Annotated in this window: 14 protein-coding genes; all 14 read left to right on the top strand. The window is 40.8% G+C overall.

Annotated features, from left to right (window positions below; all coding sequences use genetic code 11):
* Positions 1-195 precede the first annotated feature (195 nt).
* Entirely contained in the window at positions 196-1,620 is a 1,425-nt protein-coding gene (locus PQO01_RS09150; protein WP_274313714.1) for a sulfatase family protein, read from the top strand.
* A gap of 21 nt (positions 1,621-1,641) precedes the next feature.
* Entirely contained in the window at positions 1,642-2,184 is a 543-nt protein-coding gene (locus PQO01_RS09145; protein ID WP_274313713.1) for a carbohydrate-binding protein, read from the top strand.
* Positions 2,185-2,425: 241 nt separating this feature from the next.
* Positions 2,426-3,790, top strand: coding sequence for a sulfatase family protein (locus PQO01_RS09140; RefSeq protein ID WP_274313712.1), 1,365 nt, complete (start codon positions 2,426-2,428; stop codon positions 3,788-3,790).
* Between the two features lie 291 nt (positions 3,791-4,081).
* Positions 4,082-4,657, top strand: coding sequence for an RNA polymerase sigma factor (locus tag PQO01_RS09135; protein ID WP_274313711.1), 576 nt, complete (start codon positions 4,082-4,084; stop codon positions 4,655-4,657).
* Between the two features lie 89 nt (positions 4,658-4,746).
* On the top strand, positions 4,747-6,666 hold the full coding sequence (locus PQO01_RS09130) for a serine/threonine-protein kinase (RefSeq protein ID WP_274313710.1): 1,920 nt from the start codon (positions 4,747-4,749) through the stop codon (positions 6,664-6,666).
* Positions 6,667-6,765: 99 nt separating this feature from the next.
* Positions 6,766-7,878 carry a lactonase family protein gene (locus PQO01_RS09125; RefSeq protein ID WP_274313709.1) on the top strand — a complete coding sequence of 371 codons (1,113 nt, stop codon included), beginning with the start codon at positions 6,766-6,768 and terminating at the stop codon, positions 7,876-7,878.
* 225 nt (positions 7,879-8,103) lie between these two features.
* Positions 8,104-8,775 carry a prepilin-type N-terminal cleavage/methylation domain-containing protein gene (locus PQO01_RS09120; protein ID WP_274313708.1) on the top strand — a complete coding sequence of 224 codons (672 nt, stop codon included), beginning with the start codon at positions 8,104-8,106 and terminating at the stop codon, positions 8,773-8,775.
* Positions 8,776-9,044: 269 nt separating this feature from the next.
* Positions 9,045-9,716 carry a prepilin-type N-terminal cleavage/methylation domain-containing protein gene (locus tag PQO01_RS09115; protein WP_274313707.1) on the top strand — a complete coding sequence of 224 codons (672 nt, stop codon included), beginning with the start codon at positions 9,045-9,047 and terminating at the stop codon, positions 9,714-9,716.
* Positions 9,717-9,986: 270 nt separating this feature from the next.
* Complete coding sequence (locus tag PQO01_RS09110; RefSeq protein WP_274313706.1) at positions 9,987-10,643, top strand: prepilin-type N-terminal cleavage/methylation domain-containing protein; 657 nt, start codon at positions 9,987-9,989, stop codon at positions 10,641-10,643.
* Positions 10,644-11,572: 929 nt separating this feature from the next.
* Positions 11,573-12,250: a prepilin-type N-terminal cleavage/methylation domain-containing protein gene (locus PQO01_RS09105; RefSeq protein WP_274313705.1), complete on the top strand. Its 678-nt coding sequence runs from the start codon at positions 11,573-11,575 to the stop codon at positions 12,248-12,250.
* A 58-nt stretch (positions 12,251-12,308) separates the two neighbouring features.
* A complete protein-coding gene (locus PQO01_RS09100) occupies positions 12,309-13,592 on the top strand; it encodes a DUF1552 domain-containing protein (RefSeq protein WP_274313704.1) in 1,284 nt (427 codons plus the stop codon).
* The gene (locus PQO01_RS09095) at positions 13,589-16,075 is read left to right on the top strand and encodes a DUF1592 domain-containing protein (protein WP_274313703.1); all 2,487 of its coding nucleotides are present in this window, start codon (positions 13,589-13,591) and stop codon (positions 16,073-16,075) included. The genes PQO01_RS09100 and PQO01_RS09095 overlap by 4 nt, the downstream gene beginning before the upstream one ends.
* A gap of 41 nt (positions 16,076-16,116) precedes the next feature.
* Complete coding sequence (locus tag PQO01_RS09090) at positions 16,117-16,890, top strand: EF-hand domain-containing protein (RefSeq protein WP_274313702.1); 774 nt, start codon at positions 16,117-16,119, stop codon at positions 16,888-16,890.
* Positions 16,891-17,182: 292 nt separating this feature from the next.
* Positions 17,183-18,292, top strand: a complete 1,110-nt coding sequence (locus PQO01_RS09085) for a DUF1552 domain-containing protein (protein ID WP_274313701.1) — start codon at positions 17,183-17,185, stop codon at positions 18,290-18,292.
* Positions 18,293-18,375 lie beyond the last annotated feature (83 nt).

The raw sequence follows: 18,375 nt of genomic DNA, 5'->3' as shown, positions 1-18,375 counted from the left end.
TGTAGGTGGTTTAATTTTTATAAAAGTTATAAAATATGTTAAAAAATTGTCATACTTAGATTTCTTGCGACAATTTCAGGGTAATTCATTATAATAATTAAATTTGAGAGATTAGTTAAAAAACATGTTAAAGCCTGTCATTACTAATAAACTTGTGACAATTGTTCTAAAATCATTTAACAAACGAGACTCTATATGAAAAATACCTTCATTGCTTTATTAGCCCTTTTTAGCCTAGGAGCAAATGCTCAAGCAGCAGGAGAGAAGCCGAATATTATCATTGTTTTGAACGACGACATGGGCTATGCCGATTTGAGTTGTTTTGGAGCTAAGAATTATAAAACTCCACGAATTGATCAAATGGCGGAAGAGGGAAGGAAGTTTACAAGCTTTTATGTGGCATCACCAGTTTGCTCTGCATCTCGTGCCTCACTGCTTACGGGGCGTTATCCAGAGAATGTGGGCGTTAACGGAGTCTTCTTTCCCAATCGTGTAACGAGAGATGGTAGCAAGGGCCTAAGCCCAGATCACTTTACCATTGCTCAGCTACTTCAAGGGGCTGGTTATAGCACTTTTGCCTGTGGTAAATGGCATTTGGGTGATGAGCCAAAATATTTACCAAGGAATCAGGGTTTTGATTCCTATTACGGTGTTCCTTATAGTAATGACATGTACCCCTCTAAAAGCATGAAATACGCCGAAGATTGTTTTTACCGTGAGGGAGTAACGCCAGAGAAAATTGCTCTTGCCTTTACTAAACTCATGAAAAATAAACAACCTGACATGAGAGATAAAGTACCTCTCATGCGCGATGAAGAATGTATCGAGTTTCCCCTGGATCAAACGACAATAACGCGTCGCCTCGCTGACGAAAGTATTCGCTTTATTGCGGAGAACGCAAAAGCCAAGAAGCCATTTTTTCTCTATTTGGCGAACCCCATGCCCCACGTACCACTTTTTGTCTCTCCTGAGTTTGATGGTAAAACTGGGCAGGGGCTTTACGCCGATGTCATCGCAGAAATCGATCACAACACTGGACGCGTCATGGATGCCCTCAAAAAGCACGGAGTTGATAAAAATACCTTGGTTATTTTTACGTCCGATAATGGTCCTTGGCTTTCTAAGGCGGATCATGGAGGAAAAGCAGACCCACTTCGCGATGGTAAGGGCTCAAGCTATGAAGGTGGGCAGCGCGTGGCCACTATTATGAGATGGCCGGCTCGAATCCCTGCTGGAAGTGAATGTAAGGAAATGGCCAGCACTATGGATTTTATGCCAACTTTTGCGAAGATCGCAAAAGCAGAATTGCCCAAGGACCTAAAAACGGATGGCTACGATATAAGTGAACTGATCACTGGTGATGCGACTGTGAAAACACCCTATGAAATATTTTATTATGGAAAAAGTGCCGTTCGCAAAGGCGATTGGAAATACCGCCAGGGCCATGAGTTTGGTCATTGGTCAATGCCGGTGAGGCCGAAACACAATCCAAAAGTGGTGCAAGTTTTCAACCTTTCTGAGGATGTAGCAGAAAGTAAGAACCAGGCTAATGATTATCCGGAAATTCGTGCTGAGCTCAAGAAGCTTTTAGATGAACGTAAGTTCGATAGCAATAAATAATTTAATTTAGGGAAATATAAAATGAAATACCTTTCTTTAATCCTCTTATTCAGTTCATTTGTGTATGGAGCTGAAAATGTAAAACGTTATGAAATTGAAGCGGGAACTCTGACTAACGGTGCAGTTATAAAAACCGTCAAAGTTGCCTCTGGAAGTCAGGTTGTGGGAGATCTGCAAAAAAAGGGTGCTTCGGTGGAATTCATTATCAATCATGGCAGCTCAGCTGGAACATTCGACGCAAAGTTGGCTTATGCCTGTGACCGAAATATGAAAACTTTTATGAAAGTCAATGAGGAAAAGTCCATCGTGGAATTACCCAGTACCTCAAATTGGCAAAGGTATAAAACCCTAGATCTAAAACTCACTTTAAAACCGGGTGAAAATAAAATATCCTTTACAAGGGGAGCTAATCTAGATTATCTGGAAATTTATAATAGCGGCTTAAGTACGTCCAATGAAAGTCAGCAGAATGCTGAGCAGCCGAAAGTAAAAGAAAAGCTGCCAGCTCAGGAAAGTGATCCTACTGAGCCAATCAAACCAGAGAAAGAAACTATAAGCATATAGATAGACAATGTTGGTGCCGATTACAAATCGGCGCTCCTAGGCATTGCCATACGGGCAGCTTGGTTTTGTCATTAGCTTCATTCCGCGTCGGAACGCTGAGTTCTCAGGTATTGCCATACGGGCAATTTCAAGCGAGTTCACTGCAGTGAAAAATAAATATTAAAAATTTTATATTTATTTGCCCGTTTTAGAAATTTTATAAAAATGGTGGTGTATTAATTATAAAATTTAGAGAGGTAATATGATCAAAGTTTTCAGTTTAATCTTAACATCAATGCTGTGTTTTAGGATTTTAGCCACGGATGAAAAGCCTAACATCGTTTTAATTATGGCCGATGATATGGGCTATGAGTGCTTGAGTTCAAACGGAAGCCAAGATTATAATACACCTGAACTCGATAAGTTAGCTGCAAAAGGCATGCGCTTTGAGCAATGTTTCGCCAATCCCATTTGCACACCATCTCGAGTGAAGATTATGACGGGCTTGTATAACAAACGCAATTTCACCAGGTTTGGGGTCTTGGATCGTTCACAGACGACTTTTGCCCACCAGCTTAAAAAGGCGGGCTATGCCACCGCAATTGCCGGCAAATGGCAGCTAGGTAAAGAAAAAGATGCCCCTCAGCATTTTGGTTTTGATCAAGCTTGCCTCTGGCAGCACTTTCGCCCAAAAGTCAAACCAGGAACAAGTTTTGATAGTCGTTTCCCCAATCCTCAGCTGGAGATCAATGGTGAGGTAGTGGACTACAAAAATGGTGAATATGGTCCAGATGTCTGTGCAGATTTTATTTGTGACTTTATGGAAACAAATAAAGAGAAACCCTTTTTTGTTTATTACCCGATGATTCTGACTCATTGTCCTTTTGATGCAACTCCGGACTCCGTAACCTGGGATCCTAAATCACCGGGGTCTAAGACCTACAAGGGGCCGGGTGATGATAAACAAAAGAAAATTCATTTCCGTGATATGGTTCAGTACGCCGATAAAATCGTTGGCAAAATTATCACTAAGTTGGAAGCTCTTGGTCTTCGCGATAATACGATAGTGATTTTTACGGGTGATAATGGGACGGATTCTCCAATTAAGACGCAATGGAACGATAGGGAAGTTGTTGGCAAAAAGGGCAGGGTTTTGGATGAAGGGACTCGCGTTCCTTTTATTGTGAATTGGCCGGGTAAGATTTCTCCAAAAGTGCAGGATAAGGAATTGGTGGAGTTTTCCGATATCATGCCGACGCTTTGTGAGATTTCTGGGGCACCATTGCCCGAAAACTATCCAGAGGATGGTTTGAGTTTATGGCCAGTACTTTCCGGTGAAGGCAGTCGTGATAAAAAACAAATTTATATCTGGTATTTCAAAGGTGGTGAGTGGGCTCGCAATGTCAGTCATGGCGTCCTGAAAGACAAAGGCAAAGTTATTTATCAAAAGTTCCCCGCACACTTCAAAGAAGAAAAAGTGGATTTTGACTCATCAAGTGAACGAGACCAGGCGACATTTATGAATTTAAAACAAGTCCTGGACGAAATGGATCAACAGCCAAGTCTTTTTAAAGCACCTAAGCCTAAGCTTAAAAAAGCTAAAAAAAATAAGAAAAAGAAGTCTTAAAGGATCGCTTTGCTCGAGGAGCCGGCTACACCTCGAACTAACAGAAAATAGACTTGCCTCTGTGGCAATAAGTGGAAGCAAAGCATTGCAATATTTTTTTCAATTGTGGAACTCATTTATATGAAGAAAACTTAAGTCATTGACCCTATATTCTAGTTTTTTTTAAAAAAAACTATTTGACTTGTAATATGTTTGTATTTCATTACAATTTTGGTGTAGCTTAGAAAACAATATCAGTATCGACACTTATTGATTACTTTAAAACTTAATTTTTTGGAACAAGCTGCTTTTATGAAGTACTACACTAGACAGACTCTTCTACAAAAAATTAAGGATGTGTATAGCGAAGATTCATGGAATGAATTTGTCGAGATTTATCGTCCTTACATCTATCACGTCATAAAAACCTTTGGTGTAAAAGCCCATGAAATTGAAGACCATGTCCAAACGACATTGATTGTCTGTTGGCAAAAACTTCCAGAATTTCAGTACGAACCCGACAAGGGACGCTTTCGTTATTGGTTGAGTCGCATCGCCAAATACACCGTTAGTAATCATTCACGTAAATACCGCCGTCGAGCCGAACTTGACCAAGAAATTGAAATCCCAACTTCTCTTAGTCCAGAAATTGAAGAAATCTCTGATCGTGAATGGAAAATGTTTATTTCAAAAATGGCCTGGGATAATATTAAGGACGATCTGACAGAAAATTCCCGTCTCAGTTTTTCTGCACTCATGGAAGGTGAATCGGTTGAGAGTATTTCAGAACGTCTTTCCATGCCCAAAAACACGATTTCGGTTAATAAGAAAAGAATAGCTCCGAAAATGATCAAAGAGATTCAAAGACTTCAGCGTGAGTTGGGCTGATTTTTAGGAATCGAACCCTTACTCCCTGTAGGGTTTTTAAAGAACGTTTTCATATATTAATGAGTACTTAAGTAAGTGGTTTTGGCCAAATGAATGACGATATAGAGAGTTGGGAAAGTCTATATGATGTAGCGGATGAAGATGGACGTGAAAACAGCCTTCTCAATACTTTGTCAAATATAGATAAGCGTTATACCAACGCTCAGCTTGCTGGCTCCGGTGCAATGAAAAAGATTATCCGCACCACCGATAATGTATCCGGAAGGATTGTTGCCAAGGCAGTACTCAAGAGTTCTCAGGATGAACAAACCGTTGAGAGTTTTCTTCGTGAAGCTAGAATCACAGCCATGCTTCAGCACCCTAATATTGTTCCACTTTATGATATTGGGCTTGATGAGCAGGGACAGCCCTTTTTTATAATGAAGCTGATTCAGGGGCGCACTCTAAGAGATATCCTGGAAGAATTAAAAAATGATAACGAGAAGGATTTTACAGATTATCCTCTTCCCGTGCGAATTGACATCTTCTTAAAGATATGTGATGCCCTGGCATATGCCCATTCGCGAGCTATTGCTCACCTAGATTTAAAACCGGATAATATCACCGTGAGTACCTATGGGGATGTTGTTGTCTGCGACTGGGGGCTGGCTGCAATACTTGGTAGAAACGAAGAGATTGATCAGACTTTGACTGAAAGTTTGGATTACTACAGTAAGCGCTATTATACCCTGAGTGGGGAGATAAAAGGCACTCCGGGTTACATGTCGCCAGAACAGGCAAAAGGTGGAAATGAAGCAAAGGATGAGCGCAGCGATATTTATGCTTTGGGAAGTATTTTGTACGAATTGTTGTGCTTGGATCATGCTCTAGATGGAGAAAATGTAAAAGAGACCATTGATTTGACTTTAAAAGGGCACATTCTAGCACCCAGTCGGAAGAATCCTGGTCTTAATATACCAGCCAGCCTGGAAGCTATCTGTTTAAAAGCCATGAAACTGGACCCTAAAGAGCGCTATCAGTCCGTGGATGATATTATTACAGATATTGACTCTTACCGACACGGCTATATGACTGCTGCTGAAGAGTCATCCTTTTTTAGACAACTCTATTTACTTTATAAGCGAAATAAACAAATTTGTCTTTCAGCGATGGCTCTCGTTTTTGTCATTGTTCTAGGTTCACTCATTTTTATCGATAGTTTGAAGAAGGAAAAAGAAAGGACAAATGAAGCCCTGATTAAATCACAGAAGCTGCTCGATTTAAATGAAAAAATGTCCATAGAAACCAGTAAAAGTTATTTTTCTGAAGGACGCTCGGAATATTATCTTTTTAATAACTCAAAAGCTGTAGATGCTTTCAAAGCAGCTATCATTCATAATCCAAAGTTTTATCAGGCTAGGATGGGGCTGGTCAAATCTTTAGGCGTCCAGCAGAGATACTCCGAAGCTCTAAAGCAAATTGATATTGCTCTCACAGTAAAAAACCTTAGAAGACACAATGTGCACAGTGATCCCATTAAGGATTGTTTTGCTGAGTTGGAGGCTCTAAAATCAGATAAAGTTTTGACGATTCAGGAAGTTTATCCTGTGGTGGTAAAGCACATAGAAACAGACAAGCTTTACACCCTTAAATCTCAGATATATGCCTGGGCTATCATCAATACTGAGAGAACTCCTGGAAAAAAGATCTTTGAAGTTCAACAAGATTTGAACTGGCTTTTAAGTCAGGAGAATAAGTTGGAGATTAAAGGGAAGCTTCGAGGGGGGCTTAATTCATTGAAATATGACTTGTCGGGCAATTCAGGGCTTCGTGATATCCGCTGTATTTCCTACATGAGTTTTAGCATCTTAGATGTTCACGATAGTAAGATAGAGGAGATGTCTACCATATCAGGTTTCCCCTCTCATAAGAATATGGACTCCTTTAAATTTACGAAGAATTTGATCGTAAGCAAGGAGCAGCATGTTCATGAAAATGCATTTATTAAAACGAAAGTCAGCTATAAATAATAACTCAGCTTAATTACAGAATTATTTATCCTCAGTAGTAATATCCTGCTGGCTCACGACAATAATACTTAAATTAAATGATAAATAGGATGATACGCCATGGGAAAATTAAAAGTTTTTATAGCACTTTTGAGTTTAAATACGTTTTGCTTAGCCGAAACGGTAAATGTTTATTTTGGGACCGGAGGAAGAGGAAGCCTCGGTATTTACAAATCAAAATTTGATACCAAGTCGGGTAAACTGTCTCATCCGTCTTTGGCTGCAGAATTAAAAAATGTCAATTTCTTAGCACTTCATCCGGAAAAAGATAAGCTTTATGCTTGTGCCGAGCTAGCTGAGGGGCATGCAGTTGTTGCTTATAAGATTGACAAAAAAGGAGGACTCAAGAAGTTTTCCAGCTCACTCATTAAGTGCAATAAAGGCTCACATATCAGCGTTCATCCTTCAGGTAAATTTTTATTGACAGCCCAGTATCTAGGGCCATCAGTTGCTTACTTTCCCCTTAACAAAGACGGTGAACTAGGGGAGAGGGTGAGGATTGAACATGAGGGCGCTTCGAAAGTTCATCCCACACGTCAGAATGATCCACATCCTCATTGGACTGGCTTTTCACCTGATGGCAAATATGCCTTTGTCCCAGATCTTGGCACAGATAATATTCACATCTACAAAGTGAAAGATGACTTATCGGGAATTACTAAACACGGTCTCGCTAAAACAATACCCGGTGGAGGTCCACGCCACATGCGTTTTTCAGTTGATGGCAAGTTTATTTACCTACTTAATGAGCTAGATCTCTCAGTCTCTACTTTTGCCTACAATAGCAAAAAGGGTGAAGCCAAATTATTGGAAGTCACCTCAGCACTGCCTAAAGAAGTGAAGGACAAAGAAGTTTTTAATTCCTCTGCCGAGATTCTCGTTCATCCCAATGGTAAATTCATCTGGTCATCCAATCGCGGTAACGATAGCGTTTCAGCTTTTAAGCTTGACGCAGCTACAGGCAAATTAAGCTTCGTTGAAGCTGAGCCAGTGCGTGGGTCATGGCCTCGCAATATCAATATGGATCCCAGCTCAAGCTGGATTCTCGCAGCAGGGCAATTTTCCAACACCGTGTCAGTCTTTAAAATTAATCAGCAAACGGGCGAGTTGACTTTTAATACAAAAAATATTGTCAGTGTTCCAAGTCCCCTGTGCATCATCTTTGCAGAATAAAAGATATGTATGAAATAACGTTCTAATTGAGGATTTGGTGAACGGGCGATTTGAAGATTTGTAATCGCTGGGAGCCCCGCGTTCCGACGCGGAATAAAGCAAAGGCCTGGGAGTGCCGATTGTTAATCGGCATCAAATTGTAGAATTTAATTGTTTATTTCGATGTTTTGTCATTCAAAGACAGCTCACGACAATCATAGCTGGTAAAATTAGGAGTTGTAAGCTATGCAGAAGAAATTTAGTTTGATCGAGCTTTTAGTTGTTGTGGCCATTATTGGGATTCTGGTATCTCTTTTGGCGCCGACATTAAAGAGCTCTCGAGAAAAGAGTCGAGCGGCTGTGTGTAAATCAAATTTACATCAGCTTGGCATGGCGGCAGGCCTGTATGCTGATGATAACGAGGGATTGTATACCATTTCATTTAATGGAGGCTGGTATGTGTATCCACTGACTGCAATGGGCTATGTTTCGAGTATTAATGAAAAATCCTTTACCTGCCCATCACTACCTTTAGCCAATTGGAATGTAACTAACAATGCTCTAAATGTTTATGGTGTAGCCCAGGACAAGGCACCAGTACGTTCAGGGTATTATGAGGTAAATAGTGGTGGTCCTAAGAATAAATGGCTAGATTCAAATGAAGTTAAAGTGAGTTCAGAGCATTTCTTTTATGCCGATTCCGCTAGGGCTAACGGTGGAAGCTTAGTACAAAGTTATAATTTTCTATGGAATAGATCAATGAGTCAAGCTTCTAGTGCAAGAATTCATACCCGTCACAATGAGGCGGGTAATGTATGGTTTCTCGACGGTCATGTGGCCCCACTTAGAATTGGTTCATTGAGTCAATTGCGCTTTAAAAGCGGCTGGTTGGAAGCCGGTACGTTAATAGACTACTAAATTCAATTGATAATCTTGAGTCTGCAGCGAATGAAATGAGCGATCTGCAGTGAGCTTTGCAAACGATCTGCAGCGAAGCGATCTTCTAACTTTAAAAGTGGGAGCCCCGCATTCCAATGCGGAATAAGTTCTCCATGAGCTATCTTTTATGAAATACATAAGTGTATAAAATAAATAAAATGTGTGTTTTTATCATTTTTTTGTGAAATTTGTCATTTACTTGATTTTCAACACAATCTTAATTAAAAGTAGATCATAAGGTTAGCTCTATGCAGAAGAAATTTAGTTTAATTGAACTTTTAGTTGTCGTGGCCATTATTGGGATTCTTGCTTCCCTTTTGGCGCCGACATTAAAGAGCTCTCGAGAAAAGAGTCGAGCGGCTGTGTGTAAATCAAATTTACATCAGCTCGGTATGGCCGCAGTTATGTATGCCGAAGATAATAACGGCGTGTATACCATTCAATTAAATGGTGGTTGGTATGTGTACCCATTGAGATCTATGGGCTATGTTTCGAGTATAAATGAACAATCCTTTACCTGCCCATCACTACCTTTGGCCAATTGGAATGAAATCGATAATGCTTTAAATGTTTATGGTGTAGTTCAGGATAAGGCTCCACTTCGTTCAGGGCATTATAATACAGATGATGGTGGTCTTAAGAATAAATGGCTCAATTCAAATGAAGTTGAAGTGAGTTCAGAGCATTTCTTTTATGCGGATTCCGCAAGGGCTTCAGGTGGAGATTTAGTCCAAAGTCATAATTTTGAATGGAATAGGTCAAGGAATCAAGGGTCTGATTCAAGAATTCATACCCGTCACGATGAGGCGGGTAATGTATGGTTTCTCGATGGCCATGTGGCCCCACTTAGAATTGGTTCACTCAGTCAATTGCGCTTTCGAAGCGGCTGGTTGGAAGCCGGTACGTTAATAGACTACTAAGTTCAATTGATAATCTTGAGTCTTCAGCGAATGAAATGAGCGATCTGCAGTGAGCTTTGCAAACGATCTGCAGCGAAGCGATCTTCTAACTTTAAAAGTGGGAGCCCCGCATTCCAATGCGGAATAAGTTCTCCATAAGCTATCCTTTTATGAAATACATAAGTGTATAAAATAAATTAAATGGGTGTTTTTATCATTTTTTTGTGAAATTTGTCATTTACTTCATTTTCAATACAATCTTAATTAAAAGTAGATCATAAGGTTAGCTCTATGCAGAAGAAATTTAGTTTAATTGAACTTTTAGTTGTCGTGGCCATTATTGGGATTCTAGCTTCTCTTTTGGCACCTACTCTTAAGAGTGCTAGGGGGAAGAGTAGATCTGCGGTTTGTAAATCCACACTTAAACAGCTTGGTATTTCCGGAAGTATGTATGCCGATGACAATGATGGTAGAATTCCTTATTCCGGTGATTTTTCTTATACTAACGGTGGATGGTGGACTCATGCTCTAAAAGATGGGGGGTATCTAAAATGGACAGAAGCAGCTACAAGCTGCCCATCACTGCCCTTTCCAGGAGACTGGTCAACACAGAATTATGTAACTTATGGTGTGCCAAGACTCGCAGGGCGTACAGGAGAAATTTCTATTACCAGTTTTTCTGGCTTCAGCATTAGCGAAGTGGAATCAACATCAGAGTTTTTTTGGTATGCAGATTCGGCTAAAGATACAGGAGCTTATAAGCAATGGAATAATTTTATTTATCATCAAACAGCAAGTGCAAGTGGGCAAAGGGTTCATACTCGTCATGATGAGGCCGCCAACCTATGGTTTGCCGATGGTCACGTTGCTCCCCATAGAATAGGTTCCTTAAAACAATTTGGCTTCAATAGCGGCTGGACGGAAAGCGGGACTCAGATAAACTACTGAGGTCCTTCCTTTAAAGTTAGGAGATCGCTTCGCTGCAGATCGTTCGCAAAGCTCACTGCAGATCGCTCATTTCATTCGCTGCAGAATCAATTATTGTCAAATTTTACTTGTTATCTAAAATAAGAAGTGCCGATTACAAATCGGCGCTCCCGACGGGAGTCGTAATTCTCAATTCTCAATTCTCAATTCTCAATTCTCAATTCTCAATTCTCAATTCTCAATTCTCAATTCGTAATTGCTCGTATTTGCTGCTCCCGGCATGAATTGTCATTATCTTTGTAGATGAACTCTATGAAATTCAAAAAGATGATTTTTTTCAAAATTTGTCATAAGCTTTAATTTTCACGATTATCCAGCTAACGATGTAATATGATTGTGCCAAAGGCACTGAGCATAACTCATTAGAGGCTGTGTAAAAATACTCTTTTAGGTGCAAAGCACCGATATGGAATAGTCCGTGGCGTGAGCCACAGGATATTAGTGAAAATGTTAATAAGGGCTCACTTGTGAGTCCGGCATATAGTGTCGGACCACAAATTGGGCCCTTTCTGATGGCTACGAACATGGCACATGCACCTCACGGTGCATGCTATAGTCGGACGGGCTTTACGCCCTAAGTTGAGTTGTATTTGTGTTTTTCACACAGTCTCTTTAACCATAGAAGTTATATTTAAGAAGTTTTACCGTTCTGAAGCAACGGCGTATAAATGAGCTTTCACGCTTAACTGGATAATCGTGATAATTTTTGTCCGCAATAAGAATTGCCGATTACAAATCGGCGCTCCCGGCATGCTCCGAAATTATCAATGTAGATAAACAATGAAAAAATTAAAAAATAATTTTTTTTATAATTTTTTTCAAAATCTGTCATAAGCTTTAATTTTCACGATAATCAAAGATTAATAATGTTATAAATTTGGAGCTTTTAGATGGTAAAAAAATTTAGTTTGATCGAACTATTAGTTGTCGTTGCTATTATTGGTATTTTGGCGTCTTTATTGCTCCCCACACTCAAAGAAGCCAGAAAGAAGAGTAAATCAGCGGTTTGTAAATCCACCATTGGACAACTTGGTGTGTCTGCATATATGTTTGCCGATGATAATGATGGTAGAATTCCAGTGAGTGGTGCAGCTGGCAGTTTTCCTAATACCCCTGGGCGTTGGTGGACTCATGCTCTAAATGGGGGAGGCTATGTTAAGTGGACAGAAGAGGCCATGTCCTGTCCATCATTGCCCTATGAGGGAGACTGGTTGAATGATACAAATTACGTAACTTATGGTGCACCAAGACTTGGGGGGCGCACAGGTGAGATCACAAGTCCTTATAGTGGTTTCAAACTTACTGAAGTAGAATCACCGTCAGAATTCTTTTGGTACTCAGACTCCGCAAAAAAAAGTGATGGTGTAATACACCAATGGAATAACTATGAATATTGGTATAAAAACAACAATGGAAAAAGTTCAGGGTTGAGAATTCATAATCGACACAGTGAAAAGGCAAACCTTTGGTTTGCCGACGGTCATGTCTCTTCCCATTGGTTAGGTTCAATGAAGCAATTGGGAATCGATTATATTTTTACAGAAAATGGAACAGCTCTTAGTTTCTAGTTATCTAGAGAAGAGGCCGAAGCTTTATTATTTTATAAAAGATCAAACTGGAACACACATGAACATTAACAGACGTCATTTTTTACGCGGCTCAGGGGCTTTTGTGGCCTTGCCGTTACTTGAATCAGCTGGATTTAAGGCCTTTGCTGCCAGCTCCAATAAAAAGACATTAGCACCTAAAAGACTGGCTTTCATGGGCATGGGCTATGGCGTAACTGCGGAAACCTGGTTTCCGGATATCAAAGACTCAGGAGCTGATTACAAACTTAGTCAGGGACTGGCTCCTTTAAAACGCCACAAGAAAGACTTTACCATCGTTCAGGGGTGTAAGCACAAATTCAGTCGTCAGCCACACTGGGGAAGTACCTTTTGGCTCACAGGAGCTAATCAATATGGCACTCCGGGGCAATCATTTTCCAATACTATTTCCGCTGATCAGGTCATGGCAAATGCCGTTGGCAAATACACGCGTTTTACCTCTATTCAATTGGATAGCAGAGATACTAAAAGTGGCGGTCATGGACCCGGGACTTCTTTAGCCTGGGATAAAAGAGGTAAGCCCATACCTGCCTTCAATTCAGCGCTTATGACTTATCACAAAATGTTTTCTGCAGATGATATGCCGCTCGCTCAGCGTCAAAGCCTTATTGCGGATAAACGCAGTGTACTGGATTCAATGCACATTGAAGCCAAGCGCATTCAAAAGGGTTTGACCAAGACAGATGTGGATAAACTGAATGAGTATTACCAGTCCATACGCGATATAGAAACACGCTTAAGTAAGGAAGAGAGTTGGTTGGACGTTCCCAAAGCAAAGGCACCTTTAGCAGCACCCTCCGGTAATTTGAAGGGTATTCAGGAAATTGAAGTCATGTATAAACTGATGGTCGCCGCTTTCCAAACAGACAGCACCCGTGTGATTACTTACCGCTTACCAGTTCACAGCTTAATGCAAAGCTTGGCAATCGGCAATAACCCGCATAATATGAGTCACTATAAACCCGGCGAAACCATGGAGGCTTCAAAGAAAAGAGATAAGGCTCACTGTGAATTGCTTGCTGGTTTTATAGATCAATTAAAAGCAACTAAAGAGGCGGATGGATCAAGTCTATTTGATAATGTCGCATTAGCTTTTGGGTCCAATATTCGTTCCATTCACTACATGGATAACTGTCCTACGATTATTTCCGGTGGCGCCGCCAATCTAAAATTGGGGCATAACCTCGTTTTACCTAAGGATACACCATTAAATAATGTCTGGTTGACCATGCTGCAGGGAGTTGGTATGAATGTTGAAAGTCATGGTGACAGCACTGGTATTGTTAAGGAATTGCAGGCATGAAAAAAGTTTTGACTACTTTATCCTGCCTAGTTATGGGGTTAGGTGCCCAGGCAGGAAAACCTCAAGCCATTTTGCCTGAAAAAAACTTTGATTTCTTAGCTAATTATTGTCTTAATTGTCACGATGCGGAAAAAGAAGAGGGCGAAGTGAACCTCGAAGATTTACCTTTTCACATTAAGACCATTGAACAGGCTGAACTCTGGCAGAGTGTACTCAATGCAATCAATTCCGGGGAAATGCCCCCTGAAGACAAAAAACAGCCCAAGAGTAAGGAAAAGGCCGATTTTCTTGAAAGCCTTTCCAATACCATGGTAGATGCCAGAAAAGTCCTTTCGGATAGTGGCGGAAAAATCACCATGAGCCGCCTCAATAAAAGAGAGTACCAGAATAGTATTGATGCTTTATTAGGCGTTAAGCTGGATGAAGAATTCCTTCCAGCTGATGGCGGCTCCAATGATTTCGATACCGTTGGTGCCTCATTATTTCTGTCCAGCAGCAAATTGGAAGAGTATTTAAAAAGCGGTCGCAAAGCTCTGGATGAGTTCTATCTCAAGAGAGCTGCACGAAATGTTAAGCCCTTTGTTTTTCGTGTAGAGCCTGAAATATTAATCAAAAAGGCTCGTGAGAATAGCTCGAAAGCTAAGAAGGATGCTAAAAAGCCCCAACATTATGGAGGGGGAAAATACGGTCAACATTACGCTAGACTTCCTCATAACGATAAAGGCGCTTATTTGATGCTCACCACCGGTAATGTGCTCATTCATATAAACCCCAAAAAAGAGATGCCTCCTGGAACTTATACCGTACGTGTGGCTGGAGGGGTCACGGCAGAGTCACCGTCATACCGTCATTTTATCGAGTTGGGACATCCTGAGGAAGGGAAAAATATTAAGAGTCAACTAGAAGGCTTTCCCATTAAGGCTTTGCATATCACTGGAAGACCAGGGCAGCCGAATGTTACTGAAGCTCAAATAAGAGTGGGGATGGATACAAGACGTGATTTTGTTATTCGTGAACGTCAGCCTACTGAATGGGGCCCCTTAAGGAAGATAATGCACAAAGAGGAGGCAAGAAACGGTTATGGACATGAACCCTCCATTTGGATCGATTGGATAGAAATTGAAGGTCCTATAGTGCAAAATCAGGCTAAATCGCCCTTGGATCAAATTCTTGACCTTCATCATGAAAAAAGTACTGGAGATCAATTTAAGCGGGCTCGAAATATTATTAAAGATTTTGCTGTTAAAGCTCTGCGTGAAAACCAACCCAGCGCACAGTTTGTCGATGCACTTCTAGAAATTTTTAAGCGACAGCTAAAAATTGACAAAGACTTCGATATCGCTATTAGAAAGCCCTTGAGTATAATTTTGGCTTCGCCCGGATTTATTTTTCTGAATGAACCTGGGCAGGAGGGTAAGCCGCGGGGCTTAAGTGATCGCGAGTTGGCCGTGCGCTTGTCTTACTTTCTTTGGAGCTCGCCTCCGGATGATAGACTTATTAGCCTTGCCAAAAAGCGAGTATTGCGAAATCCAAAAGTTTTACGCCAGGAAGTTGAACGCATGATCAAGGATCCCAAAGTACATAACTTTGCCGCAGGTCTTGTACATCAATGGCTGGACATGGAACGCCTGGATTTATTTCAGTTTAATGGGCAGACCTTCCGCGAATTTGACGAAAACACCAGGGAGGCTTCGCGTGAAGAAGTGTATCAATCATTTCTTTACCTATTGCGCTCTGCAGAGCAGGGACAAGTCCATAACTTATTAAAAAGTGATTATGTTGTCGTCAACGCTATGATGGCGTCTTATTATGGACTGGAAGGTGTGAAGGGGGATCACTACCGCAAAGTTCCGCTGGAAAACAACTCTCCGCGAGGCGGCCTTTTAGGCATGGCGGCTATTCACGTCATGGGCAGCGATGGCGTAGATAGTAATCCTGTAGAGCGGGGCGCCTGGGTTTTGCGCCACATACTCAATGATCCACCACCTCCAGCTCCAGCCAATGTACCTCAAATCTCGAAACTGGATGGCAAACAGTTAACACATAGAGAGCGCTTAATCGCCCATCAGAAAGAGCCCCAGTGCGCGAGCTGCCATCGCAAAATTGACCCCATTGGCTTTGGCTTGGAAAACTTCGATGCCGCAGGGAAGTGGCGTAAGGTGTACGATATAAAACATCTAGGTAAAAAAGATAGAAAAAAAATGAAGGGTTTCAAACCCAAAAAGATCGATGCTTCCGCAGCCTTCTATAAAGGTCCTGCTTTTGCTAATTTCTTTGAATTGAGAGATCGAATCAGCGAAAGAAAAGATGATTTTACTCAGGGCTTCATCGAGGCTCTCATCGAGTATGGCCTGCGTCGACCTTATGCTTTTACAGATGATGAATTAGCGGCAAAAATATTGTCATCAGCAAAGAGCCAAGATTATCAATTGGTCGACTTCATTCACGGCATAGTGCAATCAAAAGAATTTCAGTCTAAATAGGGGGGACGATGATATTCTGTAAAAGAGTTTTAATTAGGGTAATGCTAGTTTACTTTTGCCTAAGTTCATTACAGCTCTATGCACAAAAAAGCCTTAAAGGCCCGAAGAGTTCTTTGATTATTGGTGTCGTTACAAAAGTCGAGGGCAACAAGGTTGAGGTGCTTTCGCGGGATAATTATCTTCGCAAGCTGACAATAGATGAGCAAAGTAAAATCAAATTCCTTAGTTTTGAAAATACTGAAAAAGTGATCAAAGCTGATTATGCTATATCTGTTTCAGTCAAGGATGAGATTATTCAATCTGCTACTCTTACTTTGCCAGTTACAAATGAAATCGTCGAGCCCACTCCAGAAATGTTAAAGATGACTCCGCCTGAACTTTTTAAAATAACTGACCTAGATGGCAACGGCCAGGTGTCTTATGCGGAAATCGCAAAAGTCCTTGAGCGTAGTCCCAAACATGGCCCAAGAAAATTTTCCAAGAGCGACAGAGATAAATCTGGCGCTCTGAATTTGAAGGAGTTCGAGCTTCAATTAACGAGAACCGAATGGTGGAACTTATCAAGAAAAACACCAGAGGAAATGTTCAAACCTGCAGACAAGGATGGCGATGGCCTGCTTAACAAAGAAGAATTTGCACTGTTTTTAGGTAAAAAAGCACATCTAAATACTTTTTTTAACAGAGCTGACAAAAACAAATCCGGAAGCCTCGACCTAGAGGAGGCCGCCGCTTATATCGATGAAGAAATTTTTCCGAGTAAAAAAGCAAAAAATATCAAGAAGGCGAATAAACTAGAGAAAGAAGAAAAGCCATAAAGACTCGTCTGCGCTATAGCTATCATTGCAGTAATTACAGGTATCCTGAAACTATGAAAAGCAATATAAACGGACTTGTTTATAGTTTATTAATGACTGTATATTTTCTCTAACACATTCTTAATTTATACAATTTTGTTCTGTATGGTAGTATCTATCAGCCTTGAGCGGGTTTATAAAAACAATACTCAAAAATATATAGCTAAAATTTAGTGCTTGTCACTTCCTCTAAAATCACGACAAATATTAGATAAGTAAATAATCAATTTTTCGTATCAGAGGAAAAAGATATATGAAAGCAAATATTAATCGACGTCACTTTTTACGTGGTTCTGGAGCACTCATTGCCTTACCGGCTTTGCAATCTCTGGGTTATAAGGCTCATGCTTCGAGCAAAAACAAAACTGCTGTTATTCCTAAAAGAATGGTTTGTCTTGGAATCGGCTTTGGTGTGACTCAGGAGACCTGGTTGCCGGATAAAAAGGATACTGGCTTTAACTATAAGCTTTCAGAGGGATTATCTCCTTTAGCTAGACACAAAAAGGATTTTAGCATAGTTCAGGGCTGTACACACCAGTATAGTCAAGATGCTCACTACGGTAGTACATTCTGGTTGACTGGAGCAAACCGTTATGCCGTTCCGGGTCAGAAATTCTCGAACAGTATTTCTCTTGATCAGCTTGCGGCGAATCAATTCGGGGCAGAGACACGTTTCAAATCCATTCAGCTTGATAGTGAAAAAGGTAAAGCTGCCGGTCATGGTCCAGGTTTATCTTTAGCGTGGGATCAGAATGGTAAGCCCGTTTCCGGGCTGGATGAGCCGATTAAGCTTTTTCATAAACTGTTTTCAGAAGAAAAAATGCCACTAGAACAACGTCAGGCGATTATCAACAAAAAACGCAGTGTGCTCGATGCCGTCTTGACTGAGGCTAAAAGAGTTCAGCGCGGCCTCTCAAAATCTGATACAGATAAGGTCGACGAATACTTCCAGAGTATTCGCGATATTGAAACGAGACTGACTAAAGATGAGCAGTGGTTGAGTATTCCAAAGACAAAAGCGCCTTTGGCAGAGCCAAAAGAGGGCCTTCAGGGTAAAGAAGCCATCAAAACAATGTATGATTTGATGGCCGCCGCGCTACAAACAGATTCTACCAGAGTCATGACTTACAGAATGCCAGGCCAAACACTTCTTGACAGTATCGGTGTAACTGTCAGTTCTCATAACGTGAGTCATTATGGTTCGGATAGCCGCAAAAATGATTCCAGACTAAGAGACAAAACTCATAGCGAACTTCTGGCTGGTTTATTTGATAAGCTGAAAGCCATTAAAGAAGCTGACGGCTCCAGTCTATTTGATCACACCTCTTTGGTGTTTGGTTCTAATATTCGCTCTATTCATTAGATCCTTTTGCAAAAGTCCTGAATTAGAGTGATTAAAAAGTTCATCCAGGATAAATCTTAAGATCTCGCTCACATGTATCTCGA

The organism is Lentisphaera marina (assembly GCF_028745505.1).
GTDB lineage: Bacteria > Verrucomicrobiota > Lentisphaeria > Lentisphaerales > Lentisphaeraceae > Lentisphaera > Lentisphaera marina.
Note: the sequence above shows the minus strand (reverse complement) of the source record. Positions and strands in the feature narration are given on the sequence as shown.